This window comes from Leifsonia sp. L25 (assembly GCF_050632895.1).
In genome coordinates this window covers 3,036,708-3,049,972 of sequence record NZ_JBODRZ010000003.1, presented here as the reverse complement: position 1 = coordinate 3,049,972, position 13,265 = coordinate 3,036,708, and the positions used below count along the sequence as shown (strand labels likewise).

At 72.8% G+C, this 13,265-nt stretch carries 7 protein-coding genes, 1 tRNA gene and 1 pseudogene; 3 read left to right on the top strand and 6 right to left on the bottom strand.

Features of this window, described 5'->3' with window-relative positions:
• Positions 1-72: transfer RNA gene (locus tag ACRAWC_RS19330), tRNA-Gln, on the bottom strand.
• A gap of 37 nt (positions 73-109) precedes the next feature.
• On the opposite strand from ACRAWC_RS19330, the gene ACRAWC_RS19325 reads away from it, so the two are divergent.
• Positions 110-682, top strand: a complete 573-nt coding sequence (locus ACRAWC_RS19325; RefSeq protein WP_431349178.1) for a MarR family winged helix-turn-helix transcriptional regulator — start codon at positions 110-112, stop codon at positions 680-682.
• A gap of 72 nt (positions 683-754) precedes the next feature.
• Positions 755-3,412 carry a CDP-glycerol glycerophosphotransferase family protein gene (locus ACRAWC_RS19320; protein ID WP_431349177.1) on the top strand — a complete coding sequence of 886 codons (2,658 nt, stop codon included), beginning with the start codon at positions 755-757 and terminating at the stop codon, positions 3,410-3,412.
• 4 nt (positions 3,413-3,416) lie between these two features.
• Here ACRAWC_RS19320 and ACRAWC_RS19315 read toward each other — a convergent pair whose 3' ends face one another.
• Positions 3,417-5,042, bottom strand: a complete 1,626-nt coding sequence (locus ACRAWC_RS19315) for an acyl-CoA dehydrogenase family protein (RefSeq protein WP_431349176.1) — start codon at positions 5,040-5,042, stop codon at positions 3,417-3,419.
• A 353-nt stretch (positions 5,043-5,395) separates the two neighbouring features.
• Positions 5,396-7,185, bottom strand: a pseudogene (locus ACRAWC_RS19310) (ABC-F family ATP-binding cassette domain-containing protein).
• Between the two features lie 176 nt (positions 7,186-7,361).
• Here ACRAWC_RS19310 and ACRAWC_RS19305 point away from each other — a divergent pair.
• Entirely contained in the window at positions 7,362-10,223 is a 2,862-nt protein-coding gene (locus ACRAWC_RS19305; protein ID WP_431349175.1) for a LuxR C-terminal-related transcriptional regulator, read from the top strand.
• 273 nt (positions 10,224-10,496) lie between these two features.
• Here ACRAWC_RS19305 and ACRAWC_RS19300 read toward each other — a convergent pair whose 3' ends face one another.
• The 3 genes from ACRAWC_RS19300 to ACRAWC_RS19290 are packed head-to-tail and all read right to left on the bottom strand — an operon-like array spanning position 10,497 to position 13,258.
• Positions 10,497-11,441, bottom strand: a complete 945-nt coding sequence (locus ACRAWC_RS19300) for a 4-(cytidine 5'-diphospho)-2-C-methyl-D-erythritol kinase (RefSeq protein ID WP_431349174.1) — start codon at positions 11,439-11,441, stop codon at positions 10,497-10,499.
• Between the two features lie 45 nt (positions 11,442-11,486).
• Positions 11,487-12,272: a 16S rRNA (adenine(1518)-N(6)/adenine(1519)-N(6))-dimethyltransferase RsmA gene (rsmA, locus tag ACRAWC_RS19295; RefSeq protein ID WP_431349486.1), complete on the bottom strand. Its 786-nt coding sequence runs from the start codon at positions 12,270-12,272 to the stop codon at positions 11,487-11,489.
• A 56-nt stretch (positions 12,273-12,328) separates the two neighbouring features.
• Positions 12,329-13,258, bottom strand: coding sequence for a TatD family hydrolase (locus ACRAWC_RS19290; protein ID WP_431349485.1), 930 nt, complete (start codon positions 13,256-13,258; stop codon positions 12,329-12,331).
• Positions 13,259-13,265 lie beyond the last annotated feature (7 nt).

Here is a 13,265-nt window from a genome sequence, read left to right as displayed (position 1 = left end):
CTCCGCCTCCAGGACTCGAACCTAGACCTAACAGCTCCAAAGGCTGTCGTGCTGCCATTACACCAAGGCGGACCGCGCAACGCGCACACACAGTCTGCCAGACCGGCCGATGCTGCCGCCGAGTGGAGGGCGCAGCCCAATAGCATGGAGGGATGGCGGAGGCACAGGACCCGGGGCGCGCACCGGCGCGCGCGACGAGGTCGACCGCATCGTCGGCGCCTGGCTGCGCGAGCGCCCCGACCTGGACTTCTCGCCGCTGCAGGTGCTCTCCCGCGTCGACCGGCTCTCTCGCCACCTCGACCGCGCCCGCCGGGGCGCGTTCGAGCGGTCCGACCTCGACTCGTGGGAGTTCGACGTGCTCTCGGCGCTGCGCCGCGCGGGGTCGCCGTTCCAGCTCAGCCCCAAGTCGCTGCTGCAGCAGACCCTGGTGTCGTCGGGCACGATGACCAACCGGATCGACCGCCTGGTCGCCCGCGGCCTGGTCGAGCGCCGCACCGACCCCAACGACGGCCGCGGGATCCTCGTGCAGATGACGACGCAGGGCCTGGCCCGCGTCGACGCGGCGATCACCCGCCTGGTGGACGCGGAGGCCGACCTCCTGGAGGCGCTCTCCCCGGTCGAGCAGGAGCGACTGGCCGGGCTGCTGCGCAAGCTCAGCCTCGGCTTCGACGCCGGGGCGTGACCGGCCGCGCATCCGCGCACCCTTCCGGCCCTCTCAGGTGACCGTTATCCCGCTCTCATAAACTCGTCGGCGATGAGACTTTCCCTGAAGCGCCTCCCCTCACGAGTCAAGCGCGCCGCCCGCTTCGAGATCCACGCCCATTGGCGACGGCAGCCGCTCGTCCTCGGCTCCGTCTTCTACGAGTCGTTCTCGGGCAACGGGATGCTCGACAACCCCGAGGCGCTGTTCCGCGAGCTCCTGGCCGCGCCCGACCTGAAGCACCTCACCCACATCTGGGCGCTGTCCGACCTGCACCAGTACCGTGCGGCGGTCGAGGAGTTCGCGGGAGACCCGCGCGTCAGCTTCGTGCGTTACGGCTCCGCGGCCTACTACCGCGCGCTCGCGACGAGCCAGTACCTGGTCAACAACGCGACCTTCCCCTACGACTTCTCCAAGCGGCCGGGGCAGGTCTACCTCAACACCTGGCACGGCACCCCGCTCAAGCGGATGGGCTACGCCATCGAGAACGGCGCCCTCGCGACCGCGAACATCGTCCGCAACTTCGTCCAGGCCGACTACCTTCTCGCCGCCAACGAGTTCATGACCGACCAGATGTACCGCGCCGGGTACAAGCTCGACGGCATCTACCGCGGCACCATCGTCGAGGAGGGCTACCCGCGCCTCGACCGGCAGTTCCTGGACGACGCGCAGCGCGACGACGTGCGCCGCCGGCTGATCGCGTCCGGCATCCCGCTCGGCGACCGCAAGATCATCCTCTACGCGCCGACCTGGAAGGGGCAGGTCTTCGGCCGCCCCGAGGACGACCTCGACGCGATGCTCGCCCACATCGCCCAGGTGGAGGAGCGCATCGACACCAGCCGGTACGCGGTGCTCGTGAAGACGCACCAGAGCGTGCACGCGCTGGCCGCCGACCGGCCCGAGCTGGCGCGGATGCTCGTGCCCAACGAGATGCCGACCAACCTCGTGCTCGGGGCCACCGACATCCTGGTGTCCGACTACTCCAGCATCTTCTTCGACTTCCTGCGCACCGGGCGGCCGATCCTGTTCTTCACGCCCGACCTCGCCGACTACGCCGGCACGCGCGGCCTCTACTTCGAGCCGGAGGAGTGGCCGGGCCCGGTGCTCATGTCGGCGCGGGAGCTCGGCGACGCCCTCGCGGCGGTGGCCGAGGACGGCGACCGCGTCCCGGCCGACTCGCGCGAGAAGTACCTCGCGATGCAGCGCCGGTTCACCCCGTACGACGACGGCTCCGCCGCCGGGCGCGTCGTCGACATCGTGTTCCGAGGCGTGCGCGAGGGCTACCGGCTGCGCAGCTCGCTGGACGACGACGGCCGCGAGAAGATCCTGCTGTATCTGGGCGGGATGCGCCCCAACGGGATCACCACCTCCGCGCTCAACCTGCTCAACAACCTCGACCACGAGCGCTACGACGTGTCGGCCTTCTTCGCCCAGAGTAACTCGCAGGCGGCGATCGGCAAGCAGCAGCAGATCCATCCGGCGGTCCGCCAGTTCCCGCGCGTCGGCGGAATGAACGGCGCGAAGCTGCGGCACCTGGCACGGCACCTCGACTTCCGGCGCGGCCGCACCGCGCAGCACGCCGAGACCGCCGCGCAGAACCAGCTCTGGGACGACGAGTGGTACCGCTGCTTCGGCGACAGCCGCTTCGACTACGTGGTCGACTTCTCGGGCTACGGGCCGTTCTGGGCCATCCTGCTGCTGCACTCGCCGGATGCGCAGCGCGCGATCTGGCTGCACAACGACCTGGCCTCCGACGCGCACCGCGAGGTGAACGGCGAGAAGCGGATGCTGCACTCCCTCACCCAGCTCTTCACCCTCTACGCGCAGTACGACCACCTGGTCTCGGTCTCCCCCACGCTGTCGGAGGTGAACCGGGCGTCGCTGGCGGAGTTCGCCCCGCCGGAGAAGTTCCTGTCCGCCCTCAACACCGTGGACGCCGAGCACATCCTGATCAACGCCAAGGACGACCTCCGCAGGGCGGCGTTCGACGAGGAGGCCGGCAGCGTCCCGGACTGGGCGGAGGCGCTGCTCGCGCCGGCCGACGGCGTCACCACGTTCGTCAACGTGGGGCGGCTGTCGCCGGAGAAGAACCAGGAGCGGCTCATCCGCGCCTTCGCGCAGGTGCACGCCGAGGACCCGAAGACCCGCCTGGTCATCGTCGGCGCCGGCCCGCTGCAGGAGCACCTGGAGACCGTCATCGCCGCGCTCGGCCTGCACGGCTCGGTGTACCTCACCGGGATGCAGCGCAACCCGCACGCGATCATGGCGAAGACGGACTGCTTCGTGCTGTCGAGCGACTACGAGGGCCAGCCGATGGTCATCCTGGAGGCGCTCGTCCTCGACCTCCCGATCGTGACGGTGGAGTTCGCGTCGGCGAAGAACGCCCTCCCCGCGGGGACCGGCCTGGTCGTCCCGCAGTCGGTCGACGGCGTCGCGGACGGGATGCGCGCGTTCCTGCGCGGCGAGGTCCCGACCCGCGCGTTCGACTGGGCGGCGTACAACCGGAAGGCCGTGGGCGAGTTCTACCGGGCGATCGGCGCGCAGCCGATCGTGCCGGCGGCCGCGGAGGTGGAGGAGGCCGCGCCGTCGGCGGTGCCGCTGGACGCGCCGGCTCCCGCGGCCGAGACGGCTCCCGAGACCGCTGCGACTCCCGACGCGACGGCGACCGAGGCTGATTCGGAGGCTGTCGCCTCCGAGGCCGCGGCCGAGTAGCCGCTCAGGCCCGCGCGACGATCCCCGCGGTGTCCACCCCCGACGGCAGTTCCCCGTAGAGCGACCCGCGATCCGGTCCGAGCCGCGCCGCGACGAATGCGTCGGCGACGGCGGCCGGCGCGTGCCGGATGAGCAGCGACGCCTGCAACGCCACCGCGAGCGCGGCGACCACCGTGCGCGCCGCCGACGGGTCCGCCTCCGCCACCGCGCGGCGCAGCCGGTCGTGGTGCGCGTCGTACGCGGCGTCGACCCCGCGAGCCGCCGCGAGCTCGGCGTCGAACGCCGCCACGCTCGCCGGCTCGCGGCCGAGGGCGCGCAAAACATCCAGCGCGATCACGTTGCCTGAGCCCTCCCAGATCGCCATCACCGGCTGCTCCCGATACCGCCGGGCCAGCGGGAACGCCTCCGTGTAGCCGTTGCCGCCCAGGCACTCCATCGCCTCGTAGGCGTGGCCGGGCCCGCGCTTGCAGACCCAGTACTTGCTCACCGCGGTGGCCAGTCGGCGGAACGCGACCTCGGCCTCCGGGGCGTCGTCGTCGTGCGCGCGGGCCAGGCGCAGCGCGACCGCCGTCGCCGCTTCCGACTCCAGTGCCAGGTCGGCGAGCACCGCCGTCATCGCGGGCTGCTCGACCAGGCGGCGGCCGAACGCCGCGCGGTGCCGGACGTGCCACGCCGCCTCCGCGACGGCCTGGCGCATCCCCGCCGCGCTGCCGAGCACACAGTCGAGCCGGGTGCGGTTCACCATCTCCAGGATGGTGCGGACGCCGCGGCCCTCTTCGCCCAGCAGATAGCCCACCGTGTCCGAGAACTCCACCTCGCTGGAGGCGTTGGACCGGTTGCCGAGCTTGTCCTTCAGCCTCTGGAGGAGGAAGACGTTGCGCGTGCCGTCCTCCAGCACCCGCGGCACGACGAAGCAGCTCAGACCGCCCGCGGTCTGGGCGAGCACCAGGAACGCGTCGGACATCGGCGCCGAGCAGAACCACTTGTGGCCGGTCAGCAGCCAGCGCCCGTCGCCGTCGGCGAGCGCACGCGTGGTGTTGGCGCGCACGTCCGAGCCGCCCTGCTTCTCGGTCATCGCCATCCCGAACAGCGCGGACGGCTTCCCCGCGCCGAGCCGGCCGTCGTACTCGCGCGACAGCAGCCGCGGCACCCACTCGGCCGCGAGGTCCGGGGAGGCGGCGAGCGCCGGGACGGCGGCGTGCGACATCGAGACCGGGCAGGCGTGTCCCGGCTCCACCTGCGCGAACAGCATGAAGGTCGCCGCGCGCGCGACGTTCGCCCCGGCGCGCGGCTCGGCCCAGGCGGAGGTGTGCGCGCCCGCGGCGACCGCCTGCCGGATCACCCGGTGGTAGCTCTCGTCGTAGTCGACCTCGTCGATGCGGTTGCCCCACCGGTCGAAGGTCCGCAACTGCGGTTCGCGCACGTTCGCCCGCTCGGCGTCGGCCTGGAATCCGGCCGACCCGACCAGCCGCCCCACGGCGCCGAGATCGGACAGCGCCCAGTCGGCGTCGTAGCGTTCGACGGCCTCCCGCAGCGGGAGGTTCGCGGCGAACTCGTCCAGGTCGACGCGCGGCGGGGCCTGGTTGAGCGCAGGATCGGCGTGCTGAGTCACAACGGTGTGCGTCGGCATGCGGCGAGTCTAATCTGGGGGCAGGCGGGGCGCGCCGCCCGCGATTACGCTGAACCGGGTGCGCATCCCCACCACCCTCGCGACCGACCACCTCGTCCTGCGCCCGTGGCGCGACGCCGGTTTCGCCTTCTTCGTTGGCAACGGAGGAGTCCGGAGCCGACACGCCGCCGGAAGGCAGCTAGCGGAGGACTCACGCGCGCTCCGGACCCGGATCTCCTCCGTTGCCGACGTGGCTCGAGCCGAGGCGCTGTGGGTAACGGAGGAGATGCGGGTCGGGCAGGCCGCGATGTCCTCCGTTGGCTGCGGTGGTGCGGCGTGTCGGGGTGGATCTCCTCCGTTGCCGACGCGGGGCGTCAGGCCTCGAGCTGCTCGCTGAGCTCGAGCCAGCGGGTCTCCTGGTCGGCGATCTCGCCCTCCAGGGTGCGCAGTTCCTCGGTGAGGCGGCCGAGGCCGACGTAGTCGCTCTGGTCGTGCCGGGCGATGGACTCGTGGTGCTCGGCGACCTGGGCAGACAGCTTCGTGAGGCGGCGGTCGATGGAGGCGAGCTCCTTCTCGGCCGCGCGCAGGGCTGCGCCGGCGAGAGCCGGGGCCGCAGCGGCCGAAGCGGCCGAAGGAACAGACGGAGACGGCGCGGCCGCGCTCCGCTCCCGGCGCAGCCGCAGGTACTCGTCCACGCCGCCCGGCAGGTGCCGGAACGCCCCGTCGAGCACCGCGTACTGCTGGTCGGTCACCCGCTCGACCAGGTACCGGTCGTGCGAGACCACCAGCAGCGTGCCCGGCCAGCCGTCGAGGAGGTCCTCCATCGCGGCGAGCATGTCGGTGTCGAGGTCGTTGGTCGGCTCGTCCAGGATGAGCACGTTCGGCTCGTCCAGCAGGATCAGCAGCAGTTGGAGGCGGCGCTTCTGCCCGCCGGAGAGGTCCTTGACCGGGGTGGAGAGCTGGGCGTTCGTGAAACCGAGGCGCTCCAGCATCTGGCCGGGCGAGACCTCTTGCCGCCGGCCAGATACGTGGTGCGCTTGTCGGCGACGACGGCGCTCACTCGGAGGTCGAGCACGTCCTCCAGCTCGTCGAGCTGCTGGGTGAGGGTCGCGATCTTGACGGTCTTGCCGCGCTTGACCCGACCTGCGGTCGGCTGCACGGTGCCGGCGACGAGGCCGAGCAGGGTCGACTTGCCCGCGCCGTTGACGCCGAGGATGCCGGTGCGCTCGCCCGGGGCGATCCGCCATTCGATGTCGCGCAGCACGGTTTTCGGCGGGAACTCGACGGTGACGTCGATGAGGTCGACGACGTCCTTGCCGAGACGGGAGGTGGCGAGCTTGGTCAGCTCGACGGTGTCGCGCGGCGCCGGCTCGTCGGCGATGAGGGTCGCGGCGGCGTCCATCCGGAACTTCGGCTTGGAGGTGCGCGCGGGCGCGCCGCGGCGCAGCCAGGCCAGCTCCTTGCGCATCAGGTTCTGGCGTTTGGTCTCGGCGACCGCCGACATCCGGTCGCGCTCGACGCGTTGCAGGATGTAGGCCGCATAGCCGCCCTCGAACGGCTCCACGATCCCGTCGTGGACCTCCCAGGTCGCGGTCGACACCTCGTCCAGGAACCAGCGGTCGTGCGTCACGACCACGAGCGCGCCCGAACCGGACGGCCACCGCCGCTTCAGGTGGGCGGCGAGCCACGCGACGCCCTCGATGTCGAGGTGGTTGGTCGGCTCGTCCAGGAAGAGGATGTCGTGGTCGTGCACCAGGAGGGCGGCGAGCGCCACGCGCCGGCGCTGGCCGCCCGAGAGCTCGCCGATCGTCGCGTCCCACGGAACGTCGGAGACCAGGCCGGCCAGGACGTCCCGCACCTTCGGGTCGCCCGCCCAGGTGTGCTCGTCGCGGTCGCCGACGATGGCTCGGCCGACCGTGAGGGCGTCGGGCAGCTCGTCGCGCTGGTCGAGCATCCCGACCGTCACGTCACGGCGCCGGGTGACCCTCCCGGAGTCGGGCTCGAAACGCCCCGCGAGCAGGGAGAGGAGGGTGGACTTGCCGTCGCCGTTGCGGCCGACGACTCCGATGCGGTCGCCCTCGGAGACGCCGAGCGTCACCGAGTCGAAGACGACCCGCGTCGGGTATTCGAGGTGCAGCGACTCGGCGCCGAGGAGATGAGCCATACGGTCCTCCAGCCTACCGTCGCGAGCATGCGACATCCTGCGTGCGGACGCCGATCCCGGACGCAGCCCCCGGTGCCTCTCCCCCACCTTGGGGGAAACCGACCGGATACCCCGATGTGCGATGATCGACGGACCGGACCGCGCGTTCCCGACCCGCGCGGACGATGGGGCTGACCGTGACCGACGAGCTGGCGATCGTACGCCCACTCTTCGGACGCGACCGGGCCCGCGAGACCATCCTCCTCGTCGCCCATCGTGCGGTCGACCGCGGCGGCGCCGTGCTCGTCACCGGCGAGGCGGGGCTGGGCAAGACCTCCCTGCTGGCCGACATCGCCGAGCGGCTGGACGGCTGGACCGTGCTGCGGGTGAGCGCCGACTCGTTCGAGTCGGACCTCGCATACGCGACCGTCGAAACCCTGGTGCGGGGGCTCACCGCGCTGCGCGGCGAGCGCGGCGGCAGCTCAGCCATCCGACCGCCCGCGCCCGAGGACGACGCCCTCACGGTCGGGAGGCTGCTCCTCGACGCGATCGACGGCCTCGCCGGGCCGGTGTGCCTCATCGTGGACGACGCGCAGTGGGTGGACGAACCCTCCGCGCGGGCGCTCCGGTTCGTGGTGCGGCGGCTGTCCGAGCGCGGCTTCCTGTTCACTGCGGCCTCCCGCCCGCAGCCGAACAGCGTGACCGCCCTGTTCGACGACCTCGCGGCGACCTCCGTCAACCACGCCCGCATCGACCTGACCCCGCTCGCCGTCTCCGACACCCAGGAGCTCGCCGAGCACCTCCTCGGACACGCGATCTCGCGCCGCACGGCGACCCGCCTCACCGAGGCGACGCAGGGCTCCCCGCTGCTGCTGAGCGTGCTGCTCGGGCAGCTCCGCGACACGTTCGAGCAGGCGCTGCATCCGGCCGGCTGGGACCTCCCTGGCACCGCGATCATGCCGCTCGCCACCGCCATCTCGGCCGCGCTGGAGGGCGCCGACCCATCCGTGCGCACCGCCGCCGAGTTCGTCGCGGTGCTGCGCGACCCGCTGCCCGCGCCCGTCGTCGGCAGCATCGCCGCCCGGCTCGGCGCCGCGCTCGACCTCCCCGGCGCGGTCACGCGCGGACTCGTCCTCGGCCGCGCCCGCGACGGCGTGCTGTGGGTGGAGCCGGCTCACGCGTTGCTCGCCGACGCGCTCGCCGCCGGGCTGAGCGTGGAGCGCCGGGTCGCCATCCACCGGGTCGCCGCCGAGGTGCTGGATGGCCACCGCGCCCTCCGCCACCGGGTGGAGGCCGCCGACACCGCCGACCCGCTGCTGGTCGACGAGCTGCTGACCGCCGCGCTGGCGGCCGCCGACCAGGGCCATGCCGAGCAGGCGATGAGTTATGCCCGCTCGGCGACGCACCTGGCCACCGAGGGTGAGCTGGAGCGCGCGCTGATCGAGCTGGGACTGCTCGCGATGCGGTTCCGGCTGCACGAGCAGATCCTGGAGCTGCGCCCCGCGATCGAAGCGCTGACGCCGTCGCCCGCGCGCGACGCGGTGCTGCTGGAGCTGCGCACCCTCTCCCGCGACGTGCCCGGCGCCCTGGAGCTGGCGCTGAAGCTGGAGGCCGCGCCGGCGACCACCTCGGACGAGCGTGCGATCCGCACGCACGTCGCCGAGGCGATCCCGAAGGTCCTGATGGCGATGGGCGACTTCGCCGGCGTCCTCGACCATCTCGAGACCGCCCGCGCACACATCGCGCAGTGCCCGCCCCCGGAGGAGGTCGCCGACCCGGCGCTGCGCTGGCTGGCGGAGCCCGACGAGCACCTGGTCCGGCTGCTCGGCTGGGCGCTCAACTCGGCCGCGCACTCACGCCGTCCCGACCTGTTCGCGCCGCTCACCTCCGAACTGGACGAGCTGCTGGCGCGCCACGAGTCGCCCGCCGCCGTCGACGCGCTCGTCGCGCGCTCCCGGGTGTTCATCCTCGGCGGCGACGTCGACCGCGCCCGCGCGGACCTGGCACGCGCGAATGAGCTCGTCCGCCGGTTCCCGTCGAGCTGGACCGCCGGCTTCGTCCGCACCATCTACGCGCACATCCTCTTCCTCGTCGGCGAGTGGGAGGAGTCGGTCACGCTGGCCGACACGGCCGTGGCGCTCGCCCTGGACGAGACCGACCTGTCCGGCTGGCCGATCGCCCTCTGGACCTCCGCCCTGGTGCGCGCCGGACGCGGCGAGGCCGACTCGGTGGGCGAACGCCTGCGCTCGGCCGCGCGCGCCGACCCGCGGTTCACCGGATCCTACGACGGGGACCTGCCGTTCCTGGCCCGGGCCGAGCTCGCCCGCGCGCTCGGCCGGCCCGAGGAGCAGCTTCGGGCTACTCTCGACGCCGAGGCCGCGGCGACGCGCGCCTCCACTCTCGGCTGGCTCACCTACCGCGTCGACGCGCTGGCGACGCTCGGCCGAGCGGACGAGGCGCGCGCCGCCTACGAGCGCTGCCTCGCGCCCGGGCTCTGGCGGCCGTACTACGGCTCACGCCGCTGGCTGGAGGGCCGCGTGCTGGAGGCCGAGGGCCGGACCGTGGAGGCGGTGGCCGCGTACCGGGAGGCGGCGCAGGAGGCCCGCTTCGCCTTCCCCGAGGCGGTCGCGGCGCTGGACGCCGGCCGGCTGTTGGCGGCGGACGGCGCCGACGACCGCGCCGACGCCGAGACCCTCCTCGAAGCCGCCGCCACGACCTTCCGCCGCCTCGGCGCCAGCAGCTACCTCGCCAGGGCCGCGCAACACCTCGACGCGGTCCGCTCGGTCGAGAGCGGCGCGGCCGACGGCGAGCGCGAGGTGGCTGCCGGCGCCGACCCGCTCGCGTCGCTCACGACGCGTGAGCGCCAGGTGGCTCACGCCCTGGCTGCGGGCATGACGAACAAGGAGATCGCGGAGCGGCTGTACGTCTCCGTCACGACCGTCAACTTCCACGTGCGCAACATCCTCGCGAAGCTCGGGATGCGCTCCCGCCGCGAGCTGCGCGCGCTCGCCCTCCCCCGTCGACGGCCCGTCAGGAGCGATCGACCCGTCAAGAGTTGACGGTTTTGCGGTCCCCCACTATGAGGACACAGGCCCGCTCGGTAACGTAGTTCTCACCCGGGATGCCCGACCCGCACCCGCACGGAAACGACTCAGTCAAACGGATCGTCTCAACCCGACGTGCGATGCGGATCGGGCGTCCTCGGGCTCAGGCGCCCGTCCGAACGCGCGTCTGCGCGCCTCACCAGCGCCGAGTACACCTGGAGCGCCGGGATGTGGCCCGACATGGCCCGGCTCCCGGGGGTACTCGGCGGTCAGGCCGCTCGCGGCGACTCAGTCGCCGACGACGCGTGCGCCGTGCACCGGCCCGGTCGCCCGCACAGCGTGGATCCGGGAGGCGCTCAGCGCGATCTGCAGGTCGAGCGCGTTGTCGAGGTCCGCGACCAGGAATGCCACGGTCGGGCCCGAGCCCGACACGATCCCCGCGAGCGCGCCGTTCAGCTCGCCGAGCTCCAGCACCTCCGCGATGCTCGGGGCCAGGTGGATGGCCGGCGCCTGGAGGTCGTTCGTGAGCGCCTCGGCCAGCATCGCCGGGTCGCCCGCGCGCAGGGCCTGCAGGATCTCCGCGTCGACGCTCGGGCTGCGCTCGGCCGGCGCGATCTCGCCGATATGCCGCTGCCGGTGCCGGTCGAGTTCGCTGTAGACGGCCGGGGTGCTGAGCTCGCCCTCCGGCAGCGCGAGCACCCACTGGAACTGCCCGGTGGCGAGCGCCGGGCTGAGCCGGTCGCCGCGGCCGGTGCCGATGGCCGTGCCGCCGATCAGGGCGAAGGGGACGTCCGCGCCGAGGCGGGCGGCCAGCGCGAGCAGCTCCTCGCGGCCGAGCTCGGTGCCCCAGAGCGCGTCGCAGGCGACCAGGGTGGCCGCGGCGTCGGCCGAGCCGCCGCCCATGCCGCCCGCGATCGGGACGTGCTTCTCGATCTCCAGCCGGACGCCGCCGGTGTGGCCGGTCTTCTTAGCCAGCAGCTTGGCGGCCTTGATGGCCAGGTTCGTGCCGTCGGTGGCGAGGCCGCTCGTGTCGACACTGCCCGAGAAGCTCACCGAGAACTCGTCGTCGCGGTACGCGCGGACGTCCTCGTAGAGCGAGACGGCCTGGTAGGCGGTCGCGACGTCGTGGTAGCCGTCGTCGCGGACGGCGCCGACGCGCATGAACACGTTGATCTTGCCCGGCGCCCGCACATGCACGGCATCCACGTCCCACCCCGTACCAGCCTCGACCATGCCTCAAACCTACACACCGCGGGGCCGCTGCGAGGATCACGCGGATCAGGCGGAGGCGGCGAGTCTCACGAAGTCGTCGAGCTGGAGCTGCTCGCCCCGCTCGGACGGGCTGATGCCGGCGGCCTCCAGCGCGGTCGCGGCGGAGGTGGGGTCGCCGAAGACGACGGAGAGCGACTGCCGGAGGGTCTTCCTGCGCTGCTGGAAGGCCGCATCGACCAGCGCGAATGTGCGGCGGCGGAGGTCCTCGTCGCCCCGCGGCTCGGTCCGCCGATCGAACGCGACGAGCACCGAGTCCACGTTGGGCACCGGCCAGAAGACCTGCCTGCTGACGTTGCCCGCCGTGCGCCAGTCGCCGTACCAGGCGGCCTTCACACTCGGTGCGCCGTAGACCTTGGAGCCGGGGCCGGCCGCGATGCGGTGGCCGACCTCCGCCTGCACCATCACCACGCCGGAGCGGAGGGACGGGAAGGTCTCCAGGAAGTGCAGCAGCACGGGCACCGAGACGTTGTACGGCAGGTTCGCCACCAGCCGCACGGGCTGCTCGGGGAGCTCCCGCACGGTGAGCGCGTCCTGGTGGACGACGGTCAACCGCTCGGCCACGGAGGGCGCGAGCTGCTCGACCGTGACCGGAAGCTGCGCCGCGAGCCGGCGGTCGATCTCCACCGCGACGACGCGCGCGTCCGCCTCCAGGAGGCCGAGCGTGAGCGAGCCGAGGCCGGGGCCGACTTCGACCACGATGTCACCCGCCTCGACCTCCGCGACGCGGACGATGCGGCGCACCGTGTTCCCGTCGATCACGAAGTTCTGGCCGAGCTTCTTGGTGGGGGTCACGTCCAGCAGCTCCGCGAGGTCGCGGATCTCGGCCGGCCCGAGCAGGCGCAGCTCGCTCACGCGATGGTCCCGATCGGGCCCGACGGCGGCGGCCCGACGGGCTCGCTGTCCCAGCGGCCGTAGACGAGCTCGGTGTTGGAGTTGATCTGTGCCGCGAGAGTGGAGGCGTCGGTGCCCAGGTAGTCGGCCATCGCCCGCAGCGTGTGCGGGATGAGGTACGGCGCGTTCGGGCGGCCGCGGAACGGCGCGGGCGTGAGGAACGGCGCGTCGGTCTCCAGCATGATCAGGTGGCGCGGCGCGGCCACGAGCGCGGCCCGCAGGTTCGGCGCGTTCTTGAAGGTGACGTTGCCGGCGAACGACATGTACCAGCCGTTGTCGGCGCAGACCTCGGCCAGCTCCACGTCGCCGGAGAAGCAGTGGAAGACGGTCCGTTCGGGTGCGCCCACGCGCTTGAGCGTCGCGACGACAGCGGCGTGCGCGTCCCGGTCGTGGATCTGCAGGGCGATGCCGGTCTGCTTCGCGATCTCGATGTGCGCCTCGAAGGAGGCGAACTGCGCGTCGCGGCGCGGCCCGGCCTCGGTGCGGAAGAAGTCCAGCCCGGTCTCCCCGACGGCCCGCACCCGCGGGCGCCCGGCCAGCTCGGCGATGACCGCGAGGGCATCCTCCAGCTCGCCGCGCTCGGCGTACTCCGGAGCGTCGTTGGGGTGCAGGGCGACGGCGGCCAGCATGCGCGGCTCGATCGCGGCCATCTCCGCCGACCAGCGGGAGGTCTCCACATCGTTGCCGACCTGGACGACCCCGCGCACGCCCACGCTGGAGGCACGGTCGAGCTGCTCGCGGTAGTCGAGCGGCTCGTGACCGTCGGCGATCTCGAGGTGGGTGTGGTTGTCGTAGACCGGGACGACGAGCGCCTCCGGCAGCGGCGGGTACGCGAGGTCGCGACCGTCGGTGACGTGTCGCTGCCGGATGAACGCGGGGTCGGTCATGCCCCTG

Excerpts from the sequence above, each read along its gene's own strand:
- ACRAWC_RS19325 (WP_431349178.1), top strand. The coding sequence starts at position 110 with ATGCTGCCGCCGAGTGGAGGGCGCAGCCCAATAGCATGGAGGGATGGC.
- ACRAWC_RS19320 (WP_431349177.1), top strand. The coding sequence starts at position 755 with ATGAGACTTTCCCTGAAGCGCCTCCCCTCACGAGTCAAGCGCGCCGCC.
- ACRAWC_RS19315 (WP_431349176.1), bottom strand. The coding sequence starts at position 5,042 with ATGCCGACGCACACCGTTGTGACTCAGCACGCCGATCCTGCGCTCAAC.
- ACRAWC_RS19300 (WP_431349174.1), bottom strand. The coding sequence starts at position 11,441 with ATGGTCGAGGCTGGTACGGGGTGGGACGTGGATGCCGTGCATGTGCGG.
- ACRAWC_RS19290 (WP_431349485.1), bottom strand. The coding sequence starts at position 13,258 with ATGACCGACCCCGCGTTCATCCGGCAGCGACACGTCACCGACGGTCGC.